The organism is Aminobacter niigataensis (genome assembly GCF_014200015.1).
Taxonomy (GTDB): Bacteria; Pseudomonadota; Alphaproteobacteria; order Rhizobiales; family Rhizobiaceae; genus Aminobacter; species Aminobacter niigataensis.
In genome coordinates this window covers 210,642-236,597 of the sequence record NZ_JACHOT010000006.1, presented here as the reverse complement: position 1 = coordinate 236,597, position 25,956 = coordinate 210,642, and the positions used below count along the sequence as shown (strand labels likewise).

23 protein-coding genes are annotated in these 25,956 nt (G+C 63.0%); 3 read left to right on the top strand and 20 right to left on the bottom strand.

Annotated elements, in window-relative coordinates; translation table 11 throughout:
• Positions 1 to 13 precede the first annotated feature (13 nt).
• Positions 14 to 751 (bottom strand): IclR family transcriptional regulator, encoded by a 738-nt coding sequence (locus GGQ99_RS20275; RefSeq protein WP_108610284.1) that lies wholly within the window; start codon positions 749 to 751, stop codon positions 14 to 16.
• A gap of 224 nt (positions 752 to 975) precedes the next feature.
• A complete protein-coding gene (locus GGQ99_RS20270) occupies positions 976 to 2,130 on the bottom strand; it encodes a M20 aminoacylase family protein (RefSeq protein WP_183263932.1) in 1,155 nt (384 codons plus the stop codon).
• A gap of 154 nt (positions 2,131 to 2,284) precedes the next feature.
• Here GGQ99_RS20270 and GGQ99_RS20265 point away from each other — a divergent pair, with 154 nt between their 5' ends.
• On the top strand, positions 2,285 to 3,460 hold the full coding sequence (locus GGQ99_RS20265; RefSeq protein ID WP_183263931.1) for a M20 aminoacylase family protein: 1,176 nt from the start codon (positions 2,285 to 2,287) through the stop codon (positions 3,458 to 3,460).
• A 249-nt stretch (positions 3,461 to 3,709) separates the two neighbouring features.
• Here the strand turns inward: GGQ99_RS20265 and GGQ99_RS20260 are convergent, their stop codons facing one another.
• The 5 genes from GGQ99_RS20260 to GGQ99_RS20240 all read right to left on the bottom strand — a co-directional run bounded on the left by GGQ99_RS20260 (position 3,710) and on the right by GGQ99_RS20240 (position 6,570).
• Positions 3,710 to 3,919, bottom strand: a complete 210-nt coding sequence (locus GGQ99_RS20260; RefSeq protein WP_108610287.1) for a hypothetical protein — start codon at positions 3,917 to 3,919, stop codon at positions 3,710 to 3,712.
• A 90-nt stretch (positions 3,920 to 4,009) separates the two neighbouring features.
• Complete coding sequence (minE, locus tag GGQ99_RS20255) at positions 4,010 to 4,273, bottom strand: cell division topological specificity factor MinE (protein WP_108610288.1); 264 nt, start codon at positions 4,271 to 4,273, stop codon at positions 4,010 to 4,012.
• A complete protein-coding gene (gene minD / locus GGQ99_RS20250; RefSeq protein ID WP_108610289.1) occupies positions 4,270 to 5,085 on the bottom strand; it encodes a septum site-determining protein MinD in 816 nt (271 codons plus the stop codon). Before minD ends, minE begins: the two co-directional genes overlap by 4 nt.
• A 40-nt stretch (positions 5,086 to 5,125) precedes the next feature.
• Positions 5,126 to 5,860 (bottom strand): septum site-determining protein MinC, encoded by a 735-nt coding sequence (gene minC / locus GGQ99_RS20245; RefSeq protein ID WP_183263930.1) that lies wholly within the window; start codon positions 5,858 to 5,860, stop codon positions 5,126 to 5,128.
• A gap of 473 nt (positions 5,861 to 6,333) precedes the next feature.
• Complete coding sequence (locus tag GGQ99_RS20240) at positions 6,334 to 6,570, bottom strand: DUF1344 domain-containing protein (protein WP_183263929.1); 237 nt, start codon at positions 6,568 to 6,570, stop codon at positions 6,334 to 6,336.
• Positions 6,571 to 7,115: 545 nt separating this feature from the next.
• On the opposite strand from GGQ99_RS20240, the gene GGQ99_RS20235 reads away from it, so the two are divergent.
• Together GGQ99_RS20235 and GGQ99_RS20230 are read left to right on the top strand one after the other, a co-directional pair.
• Entirely contained in the window at positions 7,116 to 8,327 is a 1,212-nt protein-coding gene (locus tag GGQ99_RS20235) for an efflux RND transporter periplasmic adaptor subunit (RefSeq protein ID WP_425486837.1), read from the top strand.
• A complete protein-coding gene (locus GGQ99_RS20230) occupies positions 8,324 to 11,509 on the top strand; it encodes an efflux RND transporter permease subunit (protein ID WP_183263928.1) in 3,186 nt (1,061 codons plus the stop codon). The genes GGQ99_RS20235 and GGQ99_RS20230 overlap by 4 nt, the downstream gene beginning before the upstream one ends.
• 241 nt (positions 11,510 to 11,750) lie before the next feature.
• Here GGQ99_RS20230 and GGQ99_RS20225 read toward each other — a convergent pair whose 3' ends face one another.
• From GGQ99_RS20225 to GGQ99_RS20165, 13 genes are all read right to left on the bottom strand, one after another.
• On the bottom strand, positions 11,751 to 12,701 hold the full coding sequence (locus tag GGQ99_RS20225) for a LysR family transcriptional regulator (protein WP_183263927.1): 951 nt from the start codon (positions 12,699 to 12,701) through the stop codon (positions 11,751 to 11,753).
• 159 nt (positions 12,702 to 12,860) lie between these two features.
• A complete protein-coding gene (locus tag GGQ99_RS20220) occupies positions 12,861 to 14,120 on the bottom strand; it encodes an amidohydrolase family protein (protein WP_183263926.1) in 1,260 nt (419 codons plus the stop codon).
• A gap of 27 nt (positions 14,121 to 14,147) precedes the next feature.
• Entirely contained in the window at positions 14,148 to 15,170 is a 1,023-nt protein-coding gene (locus GGQ99_RS20215) for an NAD(P)-dependent oxidoreductase (RefSeq protein WP_183263925.1), read from the bottom strand.
• A gap of 59 nt (positions 15,171 to 15,229) precedes the next feature.
• Complete coding sequence (locus tag GGQ99_RS20210) at positions 15,230 to 15,628, bottom strand: GlcG/HbpS family heme-binding protein (protein WP_108610299.1); 399 nt, start codon at positions 15,626 to 15,628, stop codon at positions 15,230 to 15,232.
• A 105-nt stretch (positions 15,629 to 15,733) separates the two neighbouring features.
• Positions 15,734 to 16,900 (bottom strand): pyridoxal-phosphate-dependent aminotransferase family protein, encoded by a 1,167-nt coding sequence (locus GGQ99_RS20205; protein ID WP_183263924.1) that lies wholly within the window; start codon positions 16,898 to 16,900, stop codon positions 15,734 to 15,736.
• A 92-nt stretch (positions 16,901 to 16,992) separates the two neighbouring features.
• Positions 16,993 to 17,739 (bottom strand): fumarylacetoacetate hydrolase family protein, encoded by a 747-nt coding sequence (locus GGQ99_RS20200; RefSeq protein WP_183263923.1) that lies wholly within the window; start codon positions 17,737 to 17,739, stop codon positions 16,993 to 16,995.
• Complete coding sequence (locus GGQ99_RS20195; RefSeq protein ID WP_210307966.1) at positions 17,724 to 19,097, bottom strand: amidase family protein; 1,374 nt, start codon at positions 19,095 to 19,097, stop codon at positions 17,724 to 17,726. Before GGQ99_RS20195 ends, GGQ99_RS20200 begins: the two co-directional genes overlap by 16 nt.
• A gap of 31 nt (positions 19,098 to 19,128) precedes the next feature.
• Positions 19,129 to 19,518 carry a RidA family protein gene (locus GGQ99_RS20190; protein ID WP_183263921.1) on the bottom strand — a complete coding sequence of 130 codons (390 nt, stop codon included), beginning with the start codon at positions 19,516 to 19,518 and terminating at the stop codon, positions 19,129 to 19,131.
• An 18-nt stretch (positions 19,519 to 19,536) separates the two neighbouring features.
• Positions 19,537 to 20,841, bottom strand: coding sequence for a leucyl aminopeptidase family protein (locus tag GGQ99_RS20185; RefSeq protein WP_183263920.1), 1,305 nt, complete (start codon positions 20,839 to 20,841; stop codon positions 19,537 to 19,539).
• Between the two features lie 170 nt (positions 20,842 to 21,011).
• Positions 21,012 to 21,947 (bottom strand): polysaccharide deacetylase family protein, encoded by a 936-nt coding sequence (locus GGQ99_RS20180; RefSeq protein ID WP_183263919.1) that lies wholly within the window; start codon positions 21,945 to 21,947, stop codon positions 21,012 to 21,014.
• Positions 21,948 to 21,949: 2 nt separating this feature from the next.
• The gene (locus tag GGQ99_RS20175; RefSeq protein ID WP_183263918.1) at positions 21,950 to 23,137 is read right to left on the bottom strand and encodes a urate hydroxylase PuuD; all 1,188 of its coding nucleotides are present in this window, start codon (positions 23,135 to 23,137) and stop codon (positions 21,950 to 21,952) included.
• Between the two features lie 265 nt (positions 23,138 to 23,402).
• Positions 23,403 to 24,935 carry an ABC transporter ATP-binding protein gene (locus tag GGQ99_RS20170; RefSeq protein ID WP_183263917.1) on the bottom strand — a complete coding sequence of 511 codons (1,533 nt, stop codon included), beginning with the start codon at positions 24,933 to 24,935 and terminating at the stop codon, positions 23,403 to 23,405.
• Between the two features lie 9 nt (positions 24,936 to 24,944).
• Complete coding sequence (locus GGQ99_RS20165) at positions 24,945 to 25,952, bottom strand: BMP family protein (protein WP_183263916.1); 1,008 nt, start codon at positions 25,950 to 25,952, stop codon at positions 24,945 to 24,947.
• Positions 25,953 to 25,956: the final 4 nt, after the last annotated feature.

Genomic DNA, 25,956 nt, shown 5'->3' with positions numbered 1-25,956 from the left:
GATGTCCTTTTCTTCAGATCCGGGGTGCGACGAAGGCGCTGTCGCCAAGGTCCTCGGCAATGCGGGCCGCACCTTTGGCGAGGGCAGCGATCATCTCGTCGCGGCCTTTGATGTCCACGAGTGCGTGGGGGTAAACGATGCAGAGGCTGACGGCTTCGTCGGTGCGGGGGTCGGCGACCGATATCGCGATGGCGTCCACCCCAGGTGTCGCCTCCTGGCTCGAATAGGCGAAGCCTTGGTGCCGTACCTTCGAGAGCTGTTCGGTGAGATCGGCCAGCACGCCATGTCCGGTGTAGAGTGCATGGACTGCCTCGTCGCCAAGTCGCGCCAGCAGCGAGCGGCCGGTAGCGCTGAGATGGGCAGGCAGGCGCCGGCCGATGTTGCTGACGACGCGCAGTGCGTTGGTGCCCTGGAAGTCGGCCACGGCAGTCACTTCCTTGCCGTCGCGCACGGAGATGTATCCGGTATGGCCAAAGGTGGTGCTGGCTTCGGCGACCACTTCGCTGGCGCGGCCGATCAGTAGCGAGGAACGACGGTAGGCCGCGGCAAGGTCGAGCATCAGGCGGCCAGGGCGATGCCGGTGGCTGTCGCCGATCGTCTCCAGCATGTTCGCTTCGCGCATCGCCTTCAACAGGCGCGACGCATTGGCCTTCGGCATGCCGAGCAGCCTCACGACGTCCGAGACCGTGAGGTCGGGACAGTCGTTGCCGAAGCACCTCAGCACATCCGCGGCATTGTTCAGGACCGACATTGCTCCTCCGAGTCGTTCCATTAAATGGAACTCAGGTTCCACTTTCTGCAACCAATGCTCTCGTCTGTTCATTCGGTCAAGTTAAAAAATGAGCCGACTTCCCGATGCCACCGGACAGGCGGCATCGGGGATCGCAAAGGCAATGCTCCGCCAATCCCGGCAGTGATGCCGGGATCGAGCGAAGTCCTCAGATCAAGAAATTGATTTTATTGGGCGCAGTCGCCTCAGGCGGCGCCGCGCACCTCGACGAGCCGGGCCAGAAGGCTGGCGCCGACGGGCAGGATCGTGTCGTCGAAAATGAATCCGGAATTGTGCAGCGGAACGGTTCCGCCATGCCCCAGATTGAAGAAAGCACCCGGAACCACGCGCAGGAGATCGGCCATGTCCTCCGATCCCATAGTCAGTTCGGCATTCGGTTGCGCCTTGTCGCCGACGATCTCCTGCGCCACCTCGATGAGGTTGCCCACCCGCTCCGGATCGTTCGAAAGGACATCGAAGATGTTGCGGATGTCGGCCACAATCTCGATTTCGTGGGCGAGCGCGAAGCCGGCGCAGAGCTTGCGGATGCGGTTTTCGATCATCACGCCGTCGGCGTCGTCGAAATAGCGGAAGGTGCCGCGCAGGATCGCCGTTTCCGGGATGACGTTGTAGGCGGAGCCGGCATGGAACTGCGTGACCGAAACGACGGCGGGATGTGTCGGATCGGTGTTGCGCGAGACGATCTCCTGCATCTCCTTCACCAGGCCTGAGCCGATGGTGATCGGATCGCGGCTTGCCTGGGGCATCGCGCCATGACTGCCACGGCCATGAAGGGTGATGTCGAAGAAGCTGGCGCCGGCCTGCGCCTTGCCCGGCCGGATCGTCAACTGGGAGTGCCCCTGGTAGGGCGAATTGTGCATTCCATAGAGCTCGTCGCAGGGGAAGCGGTCGAACAGGCCGTCGCGCAGCATGGCCCTCGCGCCGCCAAGGCCTTCCTCCGCCGGCTGGAAGATCAGCACGGCACGACCTGCGAAATCGCGATTGCCGGCGAGATAGCGCGCGGCGCCGAGCAGCATGGTGGTGTGGCCATCGTGACCGCAGCCATGAAACACGCCGGGGTTCTTCGACGCATAGGGCAGGTTGGTCAGTTCATCCATCGGCAGGGCATCCATGTCGGCGCGTAAGCCAATGCTGCGCCCCGGCCTGATACCCTCGATGACGCCGACCAGGCCGGTTCCGCCGATGCTGCGCTCGACGGTGACGCCCCAGCTTTCAAGCAGTTCCGCCACCCGTTGGGAGGTGCGATGCTCCTCGAATCCGAGTTCAGGATGCTGGTGGAAATCCTGGCGTATCGCGGTGAGATCGTCGGCGAACTGGGCGATCTGTTCAATCACAGGCATGGCGGACCGTCATTGTTGGCTTTGCCCGTCTGTGGCACTGGCGTCTTGTGAAGGCAAGCGTTTCGTCCTAGGGCGTCGAAGACGTGAACGGAGGCACGGGTCGACTGACCGTCGCGCCGACACTTCCAAATCCAGCCGCCTGAAAGAGGAAGACATGCCAGCACAAGAGACAATCGAGACGATTGCGGAAGAAGCCGGGCAGTGGCGCCGCCACCTCCACCAGCATCCCGAGCTCTTGTTCGACCTGCCTGCGACGTCGGCCTTCGTCGCCGACAAGCTGAGGTCGTTCGGCTGTGACGAGGTCGTCACCGGCATTGCGACGTCGGGCGTCGTCGCGGTGGTGAAGGGAAAGGCGGGTGCCGGTCGCACCATCGGCCTACGGGCCGACATGGACGCGCTGCCGATAGCCGAGCAGACCAATCTGGCCCATGCTTCCAAAACACCGGGCAAGATGCATGCGTGCGGCCATGACGGCCACACGGCGATGCTGCTCGGCGCTGCGCGTCACCTTGCCTCGACGAGGGACTTCGCCGGCACGGCCGTGCTCATTTTCCAGCCGGCCGAGGAGGGCGGCGCCGGCGGGCGCGTGATGCTGGAAGAGGGGCTGCTCGAACGTTTCGGCATCGAGGAGGTGTTCGGCATGCACAACGAGCCGGGCCTGCCTGTCGGTTCCTTCGCCATTCGGCCGGGTCCGATGCTGGCAGCGGCAGACCGCTTCGTGGTCACGCTGAACGGCAAGGGCTCGCATGCCGCTTCGCCGCATGAATCGCGCGACCCTATCCTGATAAGCGCGCATCTGGTGACGGCGCTGCAGTCGATCGCCTCGCGCAACGTGGATCCCTTCGACCCCGTCGTGGTCTCGGTGACCTATCTCGCCGGCGGCAGTGCGGCGGCACTGAACGTCATCCCGGAGCAGGCCGTCGTCGGCGGCACGATCAGGACGATCGACGCCAGGACGCGTAAGGCCGTCGAGCAGCGCTTCAGGGACATCGTCGCCAACACCGCGCGCCTCTTCGAGGCTCAGGCGGAAATCGACTGGCGGCCCGGCTATCCGGTCACCGTCAACGATCCGGAGATGACGAAGGCCGCGATTTCGGTCGCTTCCGACGTTGCCGGCGCGGACAAGGTCAACGGCAACTGCCAGTGCACGATGGGCGCCGAGGACTTCTCCTACATGCTCGAGAAGCGACCTGGGGCGATCATCTGGCTGGGCAACGGCGATTCGGCCGGGCTTCACAATCCGGCCTATGATTTTAACGACGACGCGATCATCCATGGCGTTCGCTACTGGACAGCGCTCGTTAGTGGGAGAACTAGCGCTGCCGATTGAGCGATGACTGCTGGGATTGGGGCCCGCTCACTTTCGGGCCGCGGCCTTTTGGCAGCAGCGATCGCGATCACGTTGGCAGCGATCCTGATCTGGACACCGCGCTTCCCAACGCTTGGTGTTCTGGTGCTGGGTGGGGCCGCGACATCGGCGCCTTACAGTCTGGGCGCCTGAACGCCCCAGCGGCGCCGATCCGACCGGATTTGGTTGGCGGGCCTGCGCCGCACGCGACATGCCAATAGGGCGGTCGCTTCAATCCCTGCCGGTGTGCGGCTGCCCGGCCGCACTGCCGGCTTTTGCTGCGAACCGCGGCGTGGCGCCTGCAGCTTCCTCGCAGAGTTCCAAATGCCTGGCCAGCGCCTGGTTCGAAAGGACCGCGCTGATGGTGGTGATGTCGCGTCCCTGATGCTTGGGCATCTGCTGGACCTCCTTCAGCCTTTCCAGAAGTGCGAGTCGGGTCATGATTTCCCTCCTTTGCTGGCAGGGAGTGGTCGTTGAGAGCATCCCAAACGAACCCTGCGGGACGTACGGCGAGCTGGCGGGTGGCGGCCGTCAGGCCGCCTTCTTGCCTGCGTCGAACGGGATCTCGATGTCGACGGCGAGCGTCGAGACCTTCGCGCCGCGCTCCATCTTGACGCTGACTTTGTCGTCGTCGATCTGCATGTGCTTGGAGATAGCGCGCAGGATTTCGTCGCGCAATTTGGCAACGAGGTCCGAATCGCCTGCCGAAGCACGCTCGTGGGCCAACAGCACCTGCAGGCGCTCGCGCGCGGCGGGGGCCGACTGGGGGCGGGAAAAGAGCTGGAAGAATTTCATGCCGCTTTCCTTCCGAAGATCTTGCCGAAGAAACCCCGCTTTTCGCCCGGGATGGTGACTGGCAGGTCCTCGCCCTTGAGCCGGCGCGCGGCATTGAAATAGGCGACCGCCGGCGCGCTGCGGCCATCCGCCAGGGTGACGGGGGAGCCGACATTGGATGCGCGCAGCACGTCCATGCTTTCCGGTATGATGCCGAGCAGCGGGATCGACAGGATCTCGAGGACGTCGTCCACCTTCAGCATGTCGCCGCGCTCGGCGCGAGCCGGGTCGTAGCGGGTGAGAAGCAGGTGCTTTTCCATGCGCTCGCCATTCTCTGCCTTGAGCGTCTTGGAATCGAGCAGGCCGATGATGCGATCGGAATCGCGCACCGAAGAAACTTCCGGATTGGTCACGACGATGGCCACATCCGCATGGCGCATGGCAAGCGTCGCGCCGCGCTCGATGCCAGCCGGGCTGTCGCAGATGACCCAGTCGAAAGTCTTTTTCAGCGCGGCGATGACCTTCTCGACACCTTCCGGCGTGAGGTTGTCCTTGTCGCGTGTCTGCGAGGCTGCCAGCAGGTAGAGCGTCTCCAGCCGCTTGTCGCGGATCAGCGCTTGCGCCAGCTTGGCTTCGCCCTGGATCACGTTGACGAGGTCGTAGACCACCCGTCTTTCGGCGCCCATGACGAGGTCGAGATTGCGCAGGCCTACGTCGAAGTCCACGACCACGACCTTGTCGCCGCTTTGCGCGAGGGCCGCGCCCAGTGCGGCGGAAGACGTCGTCTTGCCGACGCCGCCTTTACCCGAAGTGACCACGACCACTTTGCCCATAGACCTCTCTCCTGTTTATTCGATTGGGCACGCCTTCGGCTCAGCCGAGGGTTGCCGCCTTGATTGCGTCGCCTTCGAGCCAGATCTGGACGGCCTTCCCGCGCAGATTGGGCTCCATGTCCTCGGCTGTCTTGTAGAAGCCGTCGATGGCGATGAGTTCGGCTTCCAGCTTGCGGCAAAAGATGCGCGCGGAGGCGTTGCCCGTCGTGCCGGCCATCGCCCGTCCCCGCAGCGTGCCGTAGATGTGGATCGATCCGCCGGCAACGACCTCGGCGCCGGATGCAACCGATCCGACAATGGTCACATCGCCTTCGGGGAAGAAGAGCGACTGCCCCGAGCGCACCGGCTGGGTAACGACGATCGAAGGCGTGGCCTTGGCCGGCTGCGGGTCGGAAGGCACGACGTGTTCGGTGGTGCCGGCTTCGTCGTCCTCATGCGCGACCGGCGCTTCGAAGTCCGAGGCCGGGCGTCCGTCGCTCATCGCCGGTGGCATGTCCGAGCCGAGCAATGAGGGCATCGCGCCTTCAATGCCCATGATCCGCACATTGCGTCTGCCGAGTTGGTCGACGAGTTCGCGAATCTGCAAGCGATCGATGGGTAGCCCGCCCACGTCGAGGACGATCGGGCGTCGCAGGAAAAATCCGGCCGAGCGGGCGGCCAGATCGTCGAGGCGCGCCAGCCAGTCCTCGAAAGGGAGTTCCGGGGTAAGTGCGAGCGCAAGGAAGGATCGCCCCTTGAGGCGGATCGGCCGGGGTTGAGTTAACACTTCGGTCATCTTGGTTAATTTTCGGTTGCTTCGGTGTAGCGAGGAAATGGTTAACGAATGGTTAATATCTGAGGCGGGTTGACCGGAGTTCGCCCTTTTGAAATTTGATGATGTAGATAAAAACTATTTTTAATCAGACGCTTAATCGAAATATCGGCTGAAACTAAAATTGATACGAGCCCAGCATGCTGATCTCGACGTCAAAACTCGAATGCGGGCATTGAGCGACCGACAAGATGGATTTCGGCAAGAATCGAGCCCACATGAGAACAGCTCGAAATTGGTTCCATAAGATATCTTATGCGGCTTTCGCGTTGGCCGCGCGCAGATTTTCAAATGCAACAGAGACAGTTTGACCCGCCGTCTATGCGCGCTACGAGCATCGGGAAGCTCACCCGGTGAAAGCGGAATGGAACCTCGGCGAACGATACGCCACGGGTCGGAGGTCCCGTGGCGCTTGTCGTCGTGGACGTGCGAGTCGACTACTTCAGCACGGCAGTCACGCGGTCTCCTTCGTCGTTCAGTTGAATCGACACGTTGTCGCCGGCCTGGAGCGGGGGCAAGGCGACGTCGCGCGGCACCGTGTAGCTTCTGCCGTTCTCGAGCGTGATGACACGCACGTCGTGATTGTATTTGGCTACGACGCCGCCACTGGACGATGCCAGTGCTGCGCCCGCAAGGAAAATGAGAGGCGAAGCGATGAGGAGGATGGTCTTCATTTTAGGTGTGCCTTCTATTTTGGACAATGGAGGGGCGCTCCTGGCATCGCTGATGCCTGGATCGTCCACGCCAGTGTTTTTCGTAAAGATCTGACTTCGGTCCGATGACCGGCGATGCGGGCCTGCGGACTGGCCGCTAGCCATGTTCGAGTATCAGCAGGGCATTTCCGTCTCCTTCCTGGTGGCGGCTTTTCGAGCCGTTGTTGAAGGCTGCGCTTTCCAGTTACTGGAAAGTCAAGCGGGTCGATGGACAGCTGTGTCTGATGGCTTTGCCGGGTAGAAACCTCTTTGCAAATCGGCGGTTAGCACCCTCGTGCATGGGCATCTGGCCATCTCTCATGAGGATGTGAGCGCGGTTGATTCGCTGCCGATCGGAGGTTTTCTGCGGCGATGCATGCAAATTGGCTGCAGCAACAGAAGACGGTTGACCTTCCTGTAACTGGAAACTCTAGCTTCGCCGAAAATCATCAAGCGGCGTCGTCACAGACGTCGCATTTTTGTCGACGGGATCGTTTCAAATGACTGGGAAGACTAGAATAATACTGGTGGCCGCAGCCGCGTTGAGTGGCGCTGCATGGTTCTCCTATACCGATGGCGTGCCAGCCTATGTCAGGCAGGCTATGGCCTCCGGCGAGACGAGCCAGACCGCGCCAACACCCCCGCCTCCACAGGTGCCGGTGGCGGAAGTCATCACCCGCGTGCTTGCGCCGTCGTCCGAGTTTACCGGCGTCGTCGCAGCCGCCAAGACCGTCGAACTCCGCTCCCGTGTCGGCGGCACCATCGAATCGGTCAGCGTTCCCGAGGGTGGGCTCGTCGAGCGCGGCCAGTTGCTCTTCCAGATCGACCCTCGCCCGTTTGAGGTTGCACTCCAGAATGCGGAAGCGCAATTGCAACGGGCCGAGGTTCTGCTCTCCCAGGCCGAGACCGACCTCGATCGATCGCAGCGGCTGCTCCCGAGTGGAGCCATCGCCAGCAAGACCTATGATGACGACGTGTCCGGGAGGCAGGAGCGGCAAGCGCAGGTGCTTGAGGCAAAGGCCGCAAATGCAGCAGCCAGCCTCGACCTTTCCTATTCCCGCGTGACCGCCCCGATCGCCGGACGCGTCGACAGGGTACTTGTGACAGAAGGAAACCTCGTCACCGGCGCATCCGGAGGCGCCGCGACATTGCTCACCACGATCGTGTCGGTCGACCCTGCCCATGTCTATTTCGATATCGATGAAGCGACTTATCTGAACTTTCTGGGCCAAGCCCGCCCCGCCGCCGCCGGGCGCAAGGGCGCCTCGTTCCCGGTGGAAGTCGGGCTCGCCACCGAGAACGGCTACCCGCATTCGGGTACCTTGGACTTCGTCGGAAATCGTCTCGATCGTGGCACCGGTACGATCCGCGCCCGAGCGGTGCTGGCCAATCCCGACGGCCGGCTGACACCTGGCCTGTTCGCGCGGGTGAAACTTGCGACCAGCGCGCCCCAAGAAACCGTTCTCATCGACGATCAGGCAGTCGGGACCGATCAGGGACGCCGCTACGTCCTGGTGCTGGGCGCTGGCGATATGGTCGAATACCGGCCGGTCGAACTGGGCGCGATGAACGAGGGACTGCGCGTTGTTGCAAGCGGCCTCAACCCCGGCGACACGGTCATCATCAAGGGGCTTGTCCGGCCCGGCATGCAGGTTACCCCGAATCGGATCGCGATGGCGCCCGATCAGCGTTCGGTCGACGGCGCTGCCGACGGCGACACGCAGGAGGCACGTCGATGAGCCTGCCGCACTTTTTCATCAATCGCCCGATCTTTGCGATCGTGCTGTCGGCTCTCATGCTGATTGCCGGCGCGATGGCACTGTTCCGTCTCTCCCTGAGTGAATATCCGTCCGTCACCCCGCCGACCGTGCAGGTGACGGCAAGCTATCCCGGCGCCAATCCCGAGGTGATCGCCGAAACGGTCGCATCGCCACTCGAGCAGTCGATCAATGGCGTCGAAGGCATGCTCTATATGAGCTCGCAGGCCGCGACCGACGGTCGGATGACGCTCACGGTCACCTTCGCGCAGGGCACGGATCCTGATATGGCCCAGATCCAGGTGCAGAACCGCGTGTCGCGGGCGCTGCCACGCCTGCCGGAAGAAGTTCAGCGCATCGGCGTTGTTACCCAGAAGACGTCGCCCGACATCCTGATGGTGGTGCATCTTGTATCGCCCGACAAACGCTACGATCCGCTCTACATCTCCAACTTTGCTACCCTCCAGATTCGCGACACGCTCGCCCGCCTGCCAGGGGTTGGCGACGTCATCATTTGGGGCGCCGGCGAATACGCCATGCGCGTCTGGCTGGACCCCGCCAAGGTTGCCGCGCGCGGCATGACCGCGAGCGATGTCGTCGCTGCCATTCGCGAACAAAACGTCCAGGTCGCAGCCGGCTCGGTAGGCCAGCAGCCGTCGGCGGCAGCCAGCTACGAGGTCACGGTCAGTACGTTGGGGCGGCTGTCCAGCGAGGAACAGTTCGGCGAGATCGTGATCAAGACAGGCGATGACGGGCAGATCGTGCGCCTGCGCGATGTTGCCCGGATTGGTCTCGGCGCCGATGGCTACGCGTTGCGCAGCCTGCTCGACGGCGAGCCGGCCGTCGCGATACAGATCATCCAGCGGCCCGGCGCAAATGCACTGGACGTCTCCAACGCCGTGCACGCCGAGATGGAGCAGTTGCAGCAAGGTTTTCCGGAGGGCCTGGAATACCGTATTGCCTACGATCCGACCGTCTTCGTGCGTGCGTCGCTTGCCGCCGTCATGACGACGCTGCTCGAAGCGATCGTCCTGGTCGTCATCGTGGTCGTCCTGTTCCTGCAGACGTGGCGTGCGTCCATCATTCCGCTGGTGGCCGTGCCCATATCGCTCGTCGGCACGCTCGCGGTGATGTATCTCATGGGTTTCTCGCTCAACACCTTGTCGCTGTTCGGCCTGGTCCTGTCGATCGGCATCGTGGTCGACGACGCCATCGTTGTGGTCGAGAATGTCGAACGGCACATCGGCCTTGGCGAAACGCCGAAGGAAGCGGCGCGCAAGGCGATGGACGAGGTGACCGCACCGATCATTGCGATCACGTCCGTCCTGGCTGCCGTGTTCATCCCGTCCGCATTTCTGTCGGGTCTTCAGGGCGAGTTCTACCGTCAGTTCGCGGTGACGATCGCCATCTCGACGGTGCTTTCGGCGATCAACTCGCTGACGCTTTCGCCGGCATTGGCTGCGATGCTGCTGAAACCGCACCATGGCGGTGCCCGCCGCGATTGGCTGACCCGCGGCATCGACTTCCTGTTCGGCAGGTTCTTCCGGCTGTTCAACCGCTTCTTCGACAGGGCGTCGAACGCCTATGTCGGAACCGCGCGCCGCGCCATCCGCATCAGCGGCGTGGTGTTCGTCATCTATGCGGGGCTGCTGGGCGCGACGTATCTCGGGTTCCAAAGTATCCCGAGCGGCTTCGTGCCCGCGCAGGACAAGTACTACCTCGTCGGCATCGCGCAGTTGCCCTCTGGCGCCTCGCTCGATCGTACCGAAGCAGTCGTCAAGGAGATGTCCAGGATTGCGCTGGCCGAGCCCGGTGTCGAAAGCATCGTCGCCTTTCCCGGCCTCTCGGTGAACGGCTTCGTCAACCTGCCCAACGCCGCCGTGGTCTTCGCCATGCTCGACCCCTTCGATCAGCGCAAGGATCCGTCGCTTTCAGCCAACGCCATCGCCGGGCGCCTGATGGGCAAATACAGCCAGATCCCCGACGGCTTCGTCGGCATCTTCCCGCCGCCGCCGGTTCCCGGGCTAGGCACGACAGGTGGCTTCAAGCTTCAGGTCGAGGATCGCGCCGGCATGGGCCTCGAGGCCCTGGCCAAGGTGCAGGGCGAGATCATGGCCAAGGCGGCCGCGGCACCTGAACTCGCCGGCATGATGGCGAGCTTTCAGGTCAATGCCCCGCAGGTCCAGGTCGATCTCGATAGGGTCAAGGCCAAGGCACAAGGTGTTCCGCTGACGGGGATCTTCGAGACGCTGCAGGTCAATCTCGGCTCGCTCTACGCCAACGACTTCAACCGCTTCGGCCGCACCTATCGCGTCATCGTGCAGGCCGATGCGCCCTTCCGCGCCGAGGTGGATGACATCGCACGCCTGAAGGTTCGCAACGCCGCTGGCGAAATGGTGCCGCTTGCGGCGCTTGCCACCATCGCCACCAGCTCGGGCCCCGACCGTGTGATGCACTACAATGGATATCCCTCGGTCGACATCACGGGAGGTCCGGCACAGGGCTATTCGTCCGGGCAGGCGACGGCGGCAATGGAGCGGATATTGCGCGAGACGCTGCCGGCCGGCATGGCGTACGAATGGACCGACCTGGTCTTCCAGGAGAAACAGGCAGGCAACACGGCCATGATCGTGTTCCCGCTCGCGGTCTTGTTGGCGTTCCTGATCCTGGCGGCACAGTACAACAGCTGGTCCCTGCCGTTTGCTGTCCTGCTCATCGCGCCGCTGGCAGTGCTCTCGGCAATCGGAGGGGTCTGGCTCTCGAACGGCGACAACAACATCTTCACGCAGATCGCGTTTGTCGTCCTTGTCGGGCTTGCGGCCAAGAACGCGATCCTCATCGTCGAGTTCGCCCATGAGGAGGAAAAGAAAGGTAGCGATCCTCTGGCGGCGGTGCTCGAAGCCGCGCGCCTGCGCCTGAGGCCGATCCTGATGACGTCGCTCGCCTTCATTGCCGGCGTCGTGCCTCTGGTCATCGCAACCGGCGCTGGCGCCGAGATGCGCCATGCCATGGGCATCGCCGTGTTCGCCGGCATGCTTGGCGTTACGGTGTTCGGATTGATCCTGACGCCCGTCTTCTACGTGGTCATCAGACGGTTTGTGCTGCGGCGTGAACGCAACATCGGGGCGACGATGGCCGGCTCCGAAAGCGAGGTCGTTCACTAGATCCAGGCATTGACGTAGCACCGGCTGGGGTTGCCTTCGACGGCTGACACGGGGGCTTCCCGGCCGGCGGCTTGGAGCCGCTCCTTGCGTGACTGAATCGTTGGCGCGGCTTTTGTTGGAAAGCGCCGAGCGATTGCGGTGCGGTTTGGTGTGGCGTTGTCGTCGGTTCCGCAACGATGATCGCCATGATGCCGCGCCGGAGCCGATTGCTCACCCTCTTCGACATCACCACCCTTGCGCGTCAACCCGCCGACCTTGCCGTCGCCACCGTCAATGCGGGTTTTGATACCTTCGGATATTGCTTCGCTGCGCTTGCAATCAGCATGTCGAGGAAGCTGCGCACCGGCGTGCTCGGGGTCCGCTCGCGCAAGGTCAGAGTGACCACCTCCCGATCTAGTTGCGGCTCTACCAGGGGGCGCACCTCGGTAAGGGTCGAGGCCGACAGCGAGTGAGAGTTCTCTGGAGCAATGCACACCCCGAGACCCCGATCGACCAGGGACAGCATCGTCGATGAGAAATTGACGGCAAAGAGCCGGTTTACGGAAATCTCGTTCTCACCCAATACGCGATCCACCATTTTCTGGATCGGACTGTCGGGGGGAAAGCCTACGAGATCTTGCCCCTCCATGTCGATCCAGCGAACCTGCGTGCCGGATTCGAATGGATGGCCCTTTGCAAAGAACACCGCAAAACGGTCGTAGAAGAGATGGTGCTCGCGCACCTTTTCTTCGATTGGACGGCTGGTGGCGACACCGATGTCGACGGAACCGTCCGCAACGAGATCGCGAATACGATTCTCCGGCAAGTCCAGCAGCGACACCTTGACCAGCGGATGCTCTTTCTTGAAGCGGGCAATCACGTCGGGCAGGAGCGACGAGGCAAGTACGATGGCCGCAGCGATCGTAACCTTGCCGGTTCGAAGCGACGCAATGTCATCCATCGTGTTGATGGCATTGTCGACCTGTTCGATGGCCCGGCGGGCCAGCGGCAGGAATATCTCTCCCGCATAGGTCAACCCGACCATGCGCGTATGCCGATCAAACAGCATCACGCCCAATTGTGACTCAAGTTCCTTGATCAAGACGCTGATGGCGGACTGCGTCACGCCGATATGCTCGGTTGCGAGCCGAAAGCGTCCTAATTCCGCGACTGCAACGAATGCGCGCAACTGCTTGATGGTGACATTTTTCATTGAAATGCGTGTCGTCTCCCCCAAGCAATACCATTGCAGAAAGCCGCTCGAAGGTCCATCGCGCGGCCGAACTCCAGGCAGCGCATGAAGGCCCCGGCGGCAATGGCGCATGACGAGCCATCTGGCCCTTCATGCCGGCGGCAGATCGTGCCTGGTCTTCTAGGCGGGAACAGCCGTGTGGATTGCGCAAAGCGGGCCCGCGACAAATTCCCCACGATGCATGACCGAACGGTCGGCAGCGCCACCGGCGACGAGACGCCCGACATTTTCGCTGCGGCTCACGACAAGATCGGCGAAGGCGCCGGCACGGAAGCCGTAATCGGCGCCCAGTCGCATGATCTGCGCGGGTGTGTCGGTGATCATGCGAAAGGCACGGCCGGTCGCATCCTCCATCAAGTGAGCGGCAAGGATGGTCCATCGCGCGATCTCGAGCAGATCGCCGGAGCCGACGGGAACGAAGGCGTCCTGGATATTGTCGGAAGCGGTCGCCACCGGCACGCCGGCGTCGAGCATCTCCGCCACGCGGGTAAGGCCGCGCGGCACGAGTTGACGCCTGTCCCTGCCCTGGAGGAACAGATTGGCCGCGGGCAACGTGCATACGGCGACGCCGGCCTTGGCGGCGGCATCGATCGAACGTCGTGCCTCGTCGTCGGAGACCGCGGAAAGCGACGACACATGGCTGCCGACCACCCTGCCGCCCATGCCGCGCCGCATTGTCTGCTCGACAAGATAGTCGAACCAGCGTGCGCCGGGGTCGAGCGTTTCGTCGATATGCAGATCCACGCAGCGGTCATGACGTTCGGCTACGTCAAGGAGCATGTCGATATAGTTCCTGGGGTCGGGAGCGAGATTGGGCGTGCCGCCTATGCAGTCGGCACCGGCCGCAATGGCGCGTTCGAGAAGTTCGCGTGCGACAGCCAGATCGCCCCGCGCCGCACTCGACGTTGCAAAGGCCACGACCTCGAGGTGTATCCTGCCACGGCTTTTCGCCCGCAGTTCGCACATGGCCTCGACACTCTTGAGTTCCAGCTCGTAGTCGAGATTGGCATGCGTGCGGATAGCGCTCGTGCCCATCGCGACGCATGTGTCGAGCGTCGCTTCGGCGCGCTTGAGAATGTTCTCTTTTTCCAGCCCCTTGGAATAGGCGCGGAACGCCTCGATCGCGCCCATCAACGTGCCGTCACGGTTGGGCGCGTCAGCCAAGGTGAAGCTCTTGTCGAGATGCTGGTGCATGTCGACGAAGCCGGGTGTAACCAGACGTCCGCCGACGTCTATCGACATCACTTCGCTGGCGCAGATCCCCGGTGCGATATCGAGCATCCGTCCCTCGGCGGAAATCAGGATGTCGATAGGGGCCGAGCCACCCGTGCCCACGGGAGACATACCATTTCGCAGCAGTAGCCGAGGCTGTCCTGTCATGCCTTTGTCTCCCGCCTTTCAGCCTTGTCAGACAACTCGGTGACGCAGTTCCCGGCCATCCATCAGGCGCCGGATGTTCTCCCATTCGAGTTCGCGCATCGACCTGTCATTCGAGCGCACGCCGCCAGCAATGTGGGGAGTAAAGACCACATTCGCCTGCGGGTCGTCGGCAAGGCGCAGCAACGGGTTGTCACGCGGCACCGGCTCCCAGGTCCAGCCGTCCGTCGCCACGCCCGACAGGATGCCGACGCGATAGGCGGCGGCCACGTCGGCCTCGTTGAGAACCGTGCTTGCCCCCGTCGAAACGAGATAGGCGCCCGGCTTCATCCGCTCGATGAAAGCATGGTCGATCATCTCGCCAATGCCCTCGCCATGCGGCAGCAGGATGCAGAGGACGTCGCTGCGCGCGCGTATGGAATCGATATCCGCATATTCGACGCCGAACTCGGCTTCGACCGCCGCCGGCAGCCGCGACCGCTTGTTGTACAAGACCTCGCAATCGAAGGCCCGCAGCCGAACGGCAAGTTCGGCACCAATCTCGCCGAATCCGAGAATGCCGACCGTCGCGCCGGCCAGCGAGCGGATCTTGCGGCGCTCCGTCCAGTTGTAGGCAAAATGGTTCTCGTCGCATTTCTTGGGCGGCGTCCCCCAGTCTGGCGTAGCAACCAGCGCATGCTCCGCCTCGCGGCTGGCCTTGACCAAGGACAACACCTGCATCATGGCGTGCTCGGCAACCATCGAGCAGCCGCGCAGCGGCCATCGGCACACGGGTATGCCAGCCTTTCGCGCCGCGTCCGCGTCGATGTCATGTGTCATGCGACCGAGCCGCTGGACCAGGCGAAGCCTGCGGCCGGTGGCAAGCATCTCCGCATCGATCAAGCCGCTGCGCTCGCTTATGAAGACATCGGCGAGCGGCAGCTGCTCCAGGAGCTCGGCACGCGACGGCGCTTCGCACATCGTAATGTCGAGCCCCTCGGGCGCAGCCTCCATGGCTATCTTCTGATGCCGTGGGGCGCGGAAGGTAGCAAACAGGACTTTCAGATTGGACACGGCGTTGCCTTCTTGAAGCGGGTGATGCCGAGGCACCGTTGCGAGCGGGTGATGGCAAGTCAACCGAGTGCTGCGGCCCCTGCCTGCGCGATCTGCTCGTCCTGCTGCGGTGCGACGCCGGAAACGCCGATAGCGCCGACAAGCTCGCCACCTGCGACAAGCGGCAGCCCGCCACGCAGCGGTGTTGCACCCGGCAAGGTCATGACGCCTGGACGACCTGCGATGCGATCCTCCAGTGCACCTGTCGGACCGTTGAAGATTGCAGCCGTACGTGCCTTCGCCACGGCCACCTCGGCCGAAGCGGCGTTGGCGCCGTCACGCCGGATGAACCCCAATAGATGGCCACCGGGATCGACTGCGGCGACGCTGACGTTCCAGCCGTTGGAGGCTGCCTCAGCTACAGCTGCCGCCAACACCCGCTCGATGTCGCCCTGTTCGATTTTCGTCGTCGATTTCATGATGTCCTCCCAAAATTCATTTCGCGCCATTTAGATCGATCGCGAACATCGGCGAAGACGGGGATCGTGCCCAGCCTCTGCCAGTGCCGTCATGGCGACCAACCCTCAAGCCGTTTCCGCGAGGTATTTCATCGCCACGTCGACGCCACCGCGCTGATGCGGAACGCCGGCGAGGTCGAGGCTCATCTCGCAGCCGGCAAGCGTGCCGGCAAGCGTCAGTTCGTTGATGTTGCCAAGATGGCCGATGCGGAACACCTTGTCCGCAACCTTCGACAGGCCCGACCCAAGCGACATGTTGAACTTTTCCAGCGCGATCCGACGGTAGGCATCGGCGCTATGGCCCTCCGGCATCATGACGGTGGTGAGCACCGGCGAATAGTGGATCGGAGAGTTGCAGAGGTTCTCGAGTCCCCAGGCCTGGACTGCGCGGCGGGTGGCCTCGGCAAGGCGCTCGTGGCGAGCAAACACGGCCTCCAGTCCTTCGTCGAGCAGCTTGTCGAGCACGAGCGACAGGCCGAACAGCAGATTGGTGGCCGGGGTGTAGGGAAAGTAGCCGCTCTTGTTGATGGCGATCATCTCGCTCCAGTCCCAATAGGAGCGAGGCATGCCGCCAGCCTTCGACGCTTCGAGGGCCTTTGGGCCAACCGCGTTGAACGACAGGCCGGGCGGCAGCATCAACCCTTTCTGCGAACCAGACACGACGACATCGATGCCCCACTCGTCCATGCGCAGATCGGCCGACGCCAGCCCCGAGATCGTGTCCACCACGAACAGCGCCGGGTGGTTGGCCGCATCGATGGCTGCGCGGATATCGGCCAGGCGGGAGGTCGAACCGGTCGAGGTCTCGTTGTGCACGATGCACACTGCGCGGATTTCATGGTTGCGGTCCTGGCGCAGCGCGTCTTCGATCACGGCCGGATCGGCACCGGCGCGCCAGTTGGTGCCGAGCGTGGTCGGCTTGAGCCCCAGCTTGATCGCCATGCGGCTCCAGAGACTGGCAAAATGGCCAGTCTCGAAGGTGGCGATGCGATCGCCGGGCGAAAACAGGTTGGCCAGCGCAGCTTCCCACGCACCGGTGCCCGAAGCCGGGAAGATCACCACGTCATGCTGGGTCTTGAAGATCTTCTTGATGTCGCGGAGCAGCTTGGAACCCAGTTCGCCGAACTCGGGGCCGCGGTGATCGATCACCTGGCGGCCCGTGGCCGCCAGGACGTCCGCCGGCACGGGCGAAGGTCCCGGTATCTGCAGGAAGTGGGTCCCTTGGTGCATCATAGTAGTCTTCTCCCAATCGTCTCCGAGAGTATTCGGCGAACGTCTTTGATCTTACAATTGAAAAACTATCGGCTTTTATGCAGGTTATTTCATCAATGGCCGGGCGAAATGACCTGCGTCCTGACTTCGCCGAACCTGGAGAACTCAGCTTCGAACCGCTCGCCGGCACCAACCTGGGTGATGCCGGTATAACTGCCTGTGGTCAGCACCGTGCCTGTCGGCGCCCCGCCGCGCCGCGCGAGATGCCGGACCGCCCAGTGCAACAGTTCGAGCGGATCGCCGAAGGGATGCCTAGCCTCCCTCGCCTCGCCATTGACCATGACCTGAACCGAAGCCAGATCCTGCCCGGTCCAAGCGATGGGCGCCCCAAGAACAACACCGCCGCTGGCCTGAAAATCCGCCAGTTTCCAAAGCGGCGCTGCGGCGTTGGCCCCGGCAAGTCGAGTGTGCAAGATCTCAAGCAACGGAACGACATGGCTGAACAGCGCCAGGCACTCAGCCCGACCCAACGTTGCCATCTCCGGCGTGATCTCCTTGCCAAGCCGCATGCCCAGTTCCGCCTCAACACCAAGCTGGGCAGCGCCCGGGGGCAACACGCAGCGCCCGTCCGGTCGCACGATGCCGAGCTTCGGGATCGGCGCGATATAGGGCTCGGGATCGTTGGCCGCCCGTCCGATCTTCCACGCGATCGCCGAGCCGAGCTGGCGCAACACATGATCCTGGATGGCATAGGCATCGGCACGGCTCTGCGGAGCGGGCATGTCAGGCTCCACACCGACCCCGGTGCGGTGAGCCGATAGCAGCAGTTCGCCTGCCTGGGAGGTCAGATCGCCGGCCATTGATAACCTCCGTAGGCGTTGTCGTAGTGTTCGGCCAGATCGATGAGGCTGTTGTCCGACCCGAACGCGCCGACAAGCTGGAAGCCGATCGGCAGGCCGCCAGACGATGGCGAGGCGGGAATGGCTACACCGGGCAATCCACCTGCGTTGGCGAAGGCGGTGAAGACGGCGTGACCGCGGGGCCCGACCTCGATGCCATTGATCCGGGACGGATGCGTCTCCAGCTTCGGCCATGACAGGGCCGCGATACTGGGGGTCATGATGAAATTGTAGGTGGCAAAGACCTTCGCCAGTTGCGCCCTCAGCCTGCCCACCTGAGTGAGCATGTCGAAATAGGACATAGCGTTGACTTCGCCGCCCGTGCGTATCATCGGCACGAGGCTTTCGTTGACCTGGGTCGCATCCCTCGTCTGCATCAGCCAGGCCAGCCCAACCGGCCCGACCATGCCCCAGATGGCGTCCAGCATCTCCGCGTCGAACGGCGTCTCGCCCTGGTCGACGCGACAGCCGAGATCGACGAGCCGCGAGGCCGCGCGGTCAACGCTTGCCGCAATCTCGGTGTCAACTGGCGCCGAGCCGAACCGTGGCACATAGAGGATCCTGGTGGTCTTGGGCACGCGATAGCTGCCGATGCGCGCCTTGGCGGGGAAAGCGAAGGAGGCGCGGTCGTTCGGATCGTGGGCAGCCAGGACCGACGCCGCGAGACGCAGATCCCGCGCGCTTCGCGTCATTGGCCCCACGGTTTCAAAATCGAGCAGCAGGCCCGGCAGCCCGCCACTACGGCCAACGAAGCCCGGACTCGGCTTGAGCCCATAGAGGCCGGTGTGACCGCATGGCCGACGGATCGAGCCGCCCCCGTCCGTGCCGACGGCAAACACGCCCATGCCCGAAGCCGTCGCCGCAACCGCGCCGCCGCTTGACCCGCCTGGAGACAGGTTCGGGTCCCATGGATTGCCCGTCGCGCCGAAGAGCAGGTTGTCGGTAAAGCCCTGCAAGGTGAATTCAGGGACGTTCGTCTTGCCCAGAATGATGGCGCCCGCCGCCCTGAGGCGTTCGACCGGGCTCTCGTCGGCGTCGGGAACATGGTCGGCAAACAGCTTGCTGCCCCAGCTGCAGCGCAAACCGCGCACCTGCAGGTTGTCCTTGACGGTGATCGGGACGCCGTCCAGCGGCCCGAGCGGCTGGCCGGCGCGCCAGCGCATGGCGCTGGCGTGAGCGGCTTCAGCCGCCCCCTTCTCGTCCGGTGTGATGATGGCATTGAGGATCGGGTTGGCGACGCGAATCCTGGCCTGCGTTTCCGACAAGACGTCGACCGGATCGAACCTGCCAAACTTGTAGCCGGCGTTGAGCTCGGCCACATCATGCTTCCATAACGCCATGTTCAGAACCTCAGTCGTTTTCGATATGCGCGATCACATCGAATTCGACGAGCAGTTCCGGTATGCCGAAGGTGCCGGTGACGGTTGCGCGCGACGGCAGCACGTCGCCGTGGAAGAACTCCCGGTAGGCCTCGTTCATGCCCTGGAAATAACGCATGTCGGACAGGTAGATCATGACCCGTGCCACGTCCTTGAGGGTGCCACCGGCCGCTTCGAGCAAGTGCGTCAGGTTGGTCAGGGCCTGCCTGGTCTGCGCCCGGATGTCGCCGACGCCCACGACCTTGCCTTCCAGATCCAGCGCCACGGTCGCGGTGTAGAAATGATTGCCGGCCATGGTGGCCTGGGAATGCGGGTTCGGCGAAACAAGAACCTTGGGCGAGTAGATGGTACGAATTGCCATTTCAGTTAGTCCTCATGCTTAAATTGAAGAGCTGCGAGTGGGATCACGGTCGGCGAGCGCGAGCACGAATTGCGTGAGCACGCGGGTCCCGCTGCCGGTCGGTCCGGAAGGCCCGAAGACGTGCGGCTGTTCCGACCAGCAGGTGTTGTAGAGGTCGAGATGCAGCCATGGCGCGTCGCCCACAAACTGCTTCAGGAACATCGCCGCGACTGGCGTGCTGCCCATCTGCCCGGTCTTCGAGAAGTTGCGCAGGTCGGCGACCGGGCTCTCCAGGAAGGCGAGATATTCATCCCACAGCGGCATTGGCCAGATCTTCTCGCCGGCGACCCTGTCGGATTCGATGAGCAATGACAGGCAGGAAGGCGCCGTCGAGAAAGTGGCAATGCCGAGCGGGCCAAAGATGCCCATGGTCGCGCCGGTGAGCGTCGCCAGATCGATGATCAGCTGTGGTTCGAGCGACCGGGCGTATGACAATGCATCCGCCAGGATCAGCCGGCCCTCGGCGTCGGTGTTGATGACCTCGACAGTCTTGCCGGAATGGGTACGCAGCACGTCCCCTGGCCGCATCGCATTGGGGCCCGGCATATTTTCCGCGACCGCGAAAATCGCGGTCACGGCAAGATCAGGCTTCAGTCTGGCAACCGCCTGCATGGCGCCGGCGACTGCCGCTCCGCCGCCCATGTCGGCCTTCATCTGCTCCATGCCGTGGGCCTGCTTGAGCGAAATGCCGCCACTGTCGAAGGTGACGGTCTTGCCGACGAGGACGACCGGCTTCTGCGTCACCCCCTCCGGCCTGTAGTCGATGCGGATCAGCAACGGCTCGAAGGCGCTGCCCGAAGCCACGGCCAGCAGCCCGCCCATGCCCTGCTTTTCGAGTTCCGCCCGGCCCATGATCGAGATGGACAGGCCGGCCTCGATTGCGAGTTCTTTCATGCGAGCCGCAAAATGCGGCGGCGTCATCACGTTAGGCGGCTCGGTGCAAAGGTCGCGCGCCAGCGCGGCGGCATCGGCTATCGCTCGCGCCCTCTCGAGCGCGCGGTCGGCTTTGGCACTCTCCCATCCACTGCCAAAGGCAAAACCCAGCCTCAGGGCAGGTTCCCCGGAACGGGGAAAGGCCCGCGAAACAAAGTCGTGGTTTGCGAGAAAAGCGCCTTCGGCGATCGCTTGCAGCTTGAGTTCCGGATCGTCCCCCAGTTGGCAGCGAGACGGGATGACGATAGCCGCTCCCTCCACCTTCATCTTGCGCAAGGTGCCCACGGCCTGCGCCGCCTGGCGTCGACCGTCGGCAATGTCGGCGCCGAGCCGGGCAGCGACGACTGGCATATTCCGGTTTTCCAGGAAGAGCGGCCGCGGAACGGAGCCTGAAGCGAGGCGAAGTCTCGTTTCGACCGCGGCAAGCTCTGGGTGATCCGATTGATCAGCCGTCAGGCACAACACGACGGCATCGGGTCCACGCAGTATGCGATCGACCGAGGTGGAACATGACCCATCGCTCATGCCTCCGCACCTGTGGCCGGAGCAGGAAAATGTGTCTTCCAATGGCTGGCAATGTCGGCGCGTCGACAGATCCAGACGTCCTTGTGCCCGACAATGTGGTCGAGGAATCGAGCAAGGCCGCGTGCTCGGCCGGGGTGGCCGGCCATACGCGGATGCAGCCCGATATTCAGCATCCGCGGCGCTTCAGCGCCCTCTTCATAGAGCTGGTCGAAGGCATCTCTCAGCAAAGCATGGAACTCGTCGGCCGTCTGAAGACCGCGCGGCACCAGCTTGCAGTCATTGGTCACCAGCGAATAGGGCACGATGAGCTGCTGGACGCCCCTGACCTCGACCCAATAGGGGACTTCGTCGTTATAGGCGTCGGAATCGTAGCCGATCTGCGCCTCTACCAGCAGTTCGCGTGTATTCGTGCTGGGCCCGTAACGGCAGCACCAGCCTTCGGGCTTGCGTCCGACGGTTGCCTGCAGGCTGTCGATGGCGCGCTGTATGTGCTCGCGCTCCTGCTCACGCGTCAGCAGCCAGGGCTTCTCCCAGCGCCAGCCGTGACAGCAGATATCGGCTCCGTCGGCGGCAATGCGTTCGGCCAGTTCGCGGTGGCGTTCCAGCGCCAGGGCACAAGCAAAGGCGGTGTAGGGCACGTTGCGGTCGGCAAGCATGCGCAGCAGCCGCCAGACGCCCACACGGCTGCCATATTCGTACATCGACTCGGCGGCGAGATCGCGCCCTGCGATGCCGGTGTCCATCCCCTCGCCTTCGGTCAACGCGGTATCGGTCTTGGCATCGCCGTCGAGCGGCGAGTATTCGGAACCTTCCTCGATATTGAGGGCGATGTTCACCGCCAGCCTGGCACCACCGGGCCATTTCGGATTTGGTGGGGTTGCGCCGTAGCCTATGAAATCCCGCGCCGGGCCCTGGCTGTCCTGTTCGCTCATGTTCACTCCGCCTTGGCTCCGCCTTCGATCCACTGACGAAGCAGTTCGCGCTCGTCGTCGGTCATCTCGGTTACGTTTCCAGGCGGCATGACATGCGTCTGGACAGCCTGCTGGTAGACAAGTTGGGCGGCTTTCACCGCGGACGGCGCGGCGTCCAGGATCAGCCCCTTGGGCGGCGCCTCGACAAAACCCGCCTTCGACGGATCTGCCGCATGGCAAGCCACGCAGCGCTGGGTGAGGATGTCGGCAACCTGGCTGTAGGTGACGGTGGGCGTTTCACCGGACACAACGCTGCGCGGGGTCGGAGCGATCATGAACATGGTGGCCAGGATCAGCGCCGCGCCGAAGGCGATGTAGATGGGCCTGGCCTCGCCAGCGTGCATCGTATTGAAGAAGTAGCGCACCGAAACGCCGGCGGCACTGATCAGGATGAAGGCGAGCCAGCCCAGTTCATGCCCATAGACCATCGGGAAATGGGCGCCGATCATTGCGAAGACCACCGGCAGGGTCAGGTAGTTGTTGTGATAGTTGCGCTTCTTGGCTTCGGCGCCGACGTCGAACTGGGCGATCGTTCCATCCGCCATGGCTTTGAGCATGCGCTTTTGGCCCGGCAGAATGACGAACCAGACGTTGCCCGCCATGATCGTACCCATGACGATGCCGACATGCAGGAACGCCGCCTTGCCGCTGAATATCTGGAAGAACGCCCACACCGCACCGGAAAGCAGGACGCCGAGCACGGCAAACAGGATGCGCTCGTCGTTGATCTGCTTGCAGATCACGTCATAGGCGATCCAGCCGAAGACGATCGAGAAGATGCTTACGCATATCGCCAGTACCGGCGAAAGCGCATCGGCACTGCCGGATACGAGGTTCAGGCTCGCGCCATACCAATAGACCACGGCCAGGAGCAGCGCACCGGACATCCAGGTGCCCAGCGATTCCCATTTCGACCATTTCAGCTGTCCCGGAACGTAACCGGGGCCAAGCGGGTAGCGGCTGTAGTTGTAGATCGCACCGCCATGAATCGACCAGAGCTGACCGCTGACACCGTCTACCGGCGGCTCCGGCGGCCGGAACGAACGGTCAATCTTGTTGAAGTAGAACGACGAACCGACCCAGGTTATCGCGGCGACCACATGGAACCAGCGCAGTACCAGATGGAGCCATTCGGCAATGTAGTTTTCCATAATCTGGGATATGCCTTCACTAAAAATCCAGAGGCCGCTTGGTGTTCGGCCTGCGCTAAGAATGGCGAATGCCGGTGATCATTCAATCGCGAAGATCGATACTTTTGTTTCGAGAAAACGATCAATGCTTTTGCGGCACAACGATTGGGAGCGGCGGCTTGGCTTGAACCTGCACAGTGGCTGCCAGAGCGGCCCGGATGTGGATTGTGCGAATGCCGCGCAGCAGCCGGGCATTTGCCGGGCGGCTGCGCAGGACCAACTGGCGTCAAGCCGCCTCGGCACCCGCCATCAGGCTTCCGAAATGCTGCGGATCGTAGGCGTCGGCATCCACGGTGCCCACGGCGCGTCCGCAATAAAGCACCACGACACGAGTCGAGAGCTCCATCAACTCATCGAGATCGCTCGAAATCAGCAGTACGCCTGCTCCTGCTTCCGCCGCCTGCACCAGGCGCTGCCTGATATAGGCGGTGGCCGCGAAATCGAGTCCCCGCGCCGGCTCGTGCGCGATGATCAGCCTTGGATTGGCCGACAGTTCGCGGCCGATGACCACCTTCTGCTGGTTTCCGCCGGACAGGAATTCGAGTTTGGTTTCCGCCGAGCGCGTACGGACGTCGAACTCTGCGATGCAGTGCTTTGCGAACTCGGCGATGTTCTTGCGATTCAGTATTCCGCGACGGGAGAACTGCGGTTCGCCCTCGTGGCCCATGATGAAGTTGGAGGCGATGTCCATCTCGCCGACCACCGCGTGGGCGTGACGGTCCTCCGGAATGATGGCGATACCGCCCCGGCGTCGCGCCTCGACCGAGGTGGTCCCGAGTTCCTTGCCGTAGATACTGATACTGCCGGCAGTGGTGGATTGAAGGCCGATGATCGTTTCGGCCAATTCGGACTGGCCGTTCCCGGCCACGCCGGCCACGCCCAGGATTTCTCCTTCCCTGACCTGCAAGGAGATCTTGTCGAGCAAGGCAACCCCGTCGACGTCGAGCGAGACATTGTCCATGTCGAGCACGACTTCGCCCACTGCCGACCGGCTTCGCCGCTGCGCGGTGTTCACCTCCTGCGACACCATCATGCGGGCGATGTCGGCAATCGTGCCCTCGCCCTTCGCTACAGTTGCGATCTGGCGGCCGTTTCGCAGGACGGTGATGTGATCGGCAAGATCCAGCGCGTGTTCCAGCTTGTGGGTAATGATCACCACCGCATAGCCGCGGTCGCGGAACTGCAGCAGCATCTCCAGCAGACGATCGCTCTGCTGCGGGGTCAAAACTGCCGTCGGCTCGTCCAGGATCAGGATCTTTGCCCCCTGGTAGAGCATCTTCAGTATCTCGACCTGCTGGCGCTGCCCGACGGACAGTTTGCCCACCAATGTGTCAGGCGACAGTTCGAAGCCGAACTGCGCCGACAACTCGCTGAACCGCTCCCGATACTGGCCCCATTTGGGGGCCAGATCGGTCCATTTCAGTGTCGGCATGACGATGTTGTCGAGCACGGAATGTTCCATCACCAAAGAGAAATGCTGGTGGATCATGCCGATCTGGTGGGCGATCGCGTCCCGTGTCGACCAATGAGAGCCGACATCCTGTCCGCCGACGAGCATGCGACCTGCGCTTGGCTGCAGGATCCCGTACAACACGTTCATCAGCGTAGATTTGCCGGCGCCATTTTCGCCGACCAGCGCATGGATTTCGCCGTACCGAAGAGTAACGCTGACATTGTCCAGGGCCTTGAACGAGCCAAATGCCTTGGAGATACCTTCAAGCCTTACCGCTTCGCTTCCAGGACTTGCCTCGACCATCATCCGGCTCCCTTACTTGAACCTGTGCGCGACGACGGGAACCGACAATTCGCCTGCCTGATACCGGCGCACGCTGTCTTCGATCTTGGTGATTTCCTCCGTCGTCAGATGCTCTTTATTGAGCGGCATCACGGAGAAGGTCTTGGCGCCGAATTCGTTGATCTTCGGCTCGACCTTGCCCGAGGCCACGTCCTTGGCGAGAGCATCGTACCAGCCGGCGACATCCAGAATGACGCTGGAGAGCACAGTTTCGGGCGCATCTACCGCCCAGTCGGTCGCGTAGCCGACGAATCTGGTCTTGCCGCTTTGCGAAGCGTCGAGAATGCCACGGGTGCCGACGCCGGCATTGCCGAGCACGATATCGGCGCCTCGCTGGATCTGCAGCGCGGCAACTTCGCGGGCACGCGGGATGTTGGTCCAGTCGCCGGAAAACGCCGACAGGAATTCCACGTTCGGATTGACGACCTTGGCGCCCTCGATGATGCCGCTGAACATGTCCTCGACTGCCTTGACCGGCAATCCGGCGACGCCGGCGATCTTGTTGGACTTGGTGGCCTGGCCCGCGATCAGCCCATTGATGACGCCGTAGGAATAGAAGTCGGGCGCATAGGCGGCGACGTTGTTGGATTTGGGCAGGCTGCTGGTCGTCGACAGCATGGCGAACAGTGTGTTCGGATAGTTCGGTGCCACCTGATCCCAGGCCTTGACCTGGCCGCTCGAGGTGAAGATCACCACCTGGAAGCCGGATTTGGCATAGTTCTCGGCGGTGCTGGCGATCAGCGGGAACGGCACGTTTTCAGCCATGGTCACGTCCCAGCCGTGCTCGTCGATCAGCTTGCGCACACCCTGGTAATGACCGCGGTCCCATCCGTTGACGGAAGCCGGGTTGCTGACGCCGAAGATCACGGCGGCCTTGATCTTGTCTTGCGCGGAAGCTGTGCCGATCATGGCACCGCATAGTGCGACTGCCGCGAGCATTCGGCCGAAATGCCTGCCAATGGCTGCTGTAAAGGTACCCATTATT

Bases quoted from the DNA above. Each gene is read 5' to 3' on its own strand.
- GGQ99_RS20240 (WP_183263929.1), bottom strand. From the start codon at position 6,570: ATGAAGACCATCCTCCTCATCGCTTCGCCTCTCATTTTCCTTGCGGGC.
- GGQ99_RS20170 (WP_183263917.1), bottom strand. From the start codon at position 24,935: ATGATGGTCGAGGCAAGTCCTGGAAGCGAAGCGGTAAGGCTTGAAGGT.
- GGQ99_RS20265 (WP_183263931.1), top strand. From the start codon at position 2,285: ATGCCAGCACAAGAGACAATCGAGACGATTGCGGAAGAAGCCGGGCAG.
- GGQ99_RS20220 (WP_183263926.1), bottom strand. From the start codon at position 14,120: ATGACAGGACAGCCTCGGCTACTGCTGCGAAATGGTATGTCTCCCGTG.
- GGQ99_RS20270 (WP_183263932.1), bottom strand. From the start codon at position 2,130: ATGCCTGTGATTGAACAGATCGCCCAGTTCGCCGACGATCTCACCGCG.
- GGQ99_RS20225 (WP_183263927.1), bottom strand. From the start codon at position 12,701: ATGAAAAATGTCACCATCAAGCAGTTGCGCGCATTCGTTGCAGTCGCG.
- minD (WP_108610289.1), bottom strand. From the start codon at position 5,085: ATGGGCAAAGTGGTCGTGGTCACTTCGGGTAAAGGCGGCGTCGGCAAG.
- GGQ99_RS20190 (WP_183263921.1), bottom strand. From the start codon at position 19,518: ATGGCAATTCGTACCATCTACTCGCCCAAGGTTCTTGTTTCGCCGAAC.
- GGQ99_RS20275 (WP_108610284.1), bottom strand. From the start codon at position 751: ATGTCGGTCCTGAACAATGCCGCGGATGTGCTGAGGTGCTTCGGCAAC.
- minC (WP_183263930.1), bottom strand. From the start codon at position 5,860: ATGACCGAAGTGTTAACTCAACCCCGGCCGATCCGCCTCAAGGGGCGA.
- GGQ99_RS20210 (WP_108610299.1), bottom strand. From the start codon at position 15,628: ATGAAATCGACGACGAAAATCGAACAGGGCGACATCGAGCGGGTGTTG.
- GGQ99_RS20175 (WP_183263918.1), bottom strand. From the start codon at position 23,137: ATGGAAAACTACATTGCCGAATGGCTCCATCTGGTACTGCGCTGGTTC.
- GGQ99_RS20260 (WP_108610287.1), bottom strand. From the start codon at position 3,919: ATGACCCGACTCGCACTTCTGGAAAGGCTGAAGGAGGTCCAGCAGATG.
- GGQ99_RS20165 (WP_183263916.1), bottom strand. From the start codon at position 25,952: ATGGGTACCTTTACAGCAGCCATTGGCAGGCATTTCGGCCGAATGCTC.
- GGQ99_RS20180 (WP_183263919.1), bottom strand. From the start codon at position 21,947: ATGAGCGAACAGGACAGCCAGGGCCCGGCGCGGGATTTCATAGGCTAC.
- GGQ99_RS20230 (WP_183263928.1), top strand. From the start codon at position 8,324: ATGAGCCTGCCGCACTTTTTCATCAATCGCCCGATCTTTGCGATCGTG.
- GGQ99_RS20185 (WP_183263920.1), bottom strand. From the start codon at position 20,841: ATGCCAGTCGTCGCTGCCCGGCTCGGCGCCGACATTGCCGACGGTCGA.
- GGQ99_RS20200 (WP_183263923.1), bottom strand. From the start codon at position 17,739: ATGGCCGGCGATCTGACCTCCCAGGCAGGCGAACTGCTGCTATCGGCT.
- minE (WP_108610288.1), bottom strand. From the start codon at position 4,273: ATGAAATTCTTCCAGCTCTTTTCCCGCCCCCAGTCGGCCCCCGCCGCG.
- GGQ99_RS20205 (WP_183263924.1), bottom strand. From the start codon at position 16,900: ATGATGCACCAAGGGACCCACTTCCTGCAGATACCGGGACCTTCGCCC.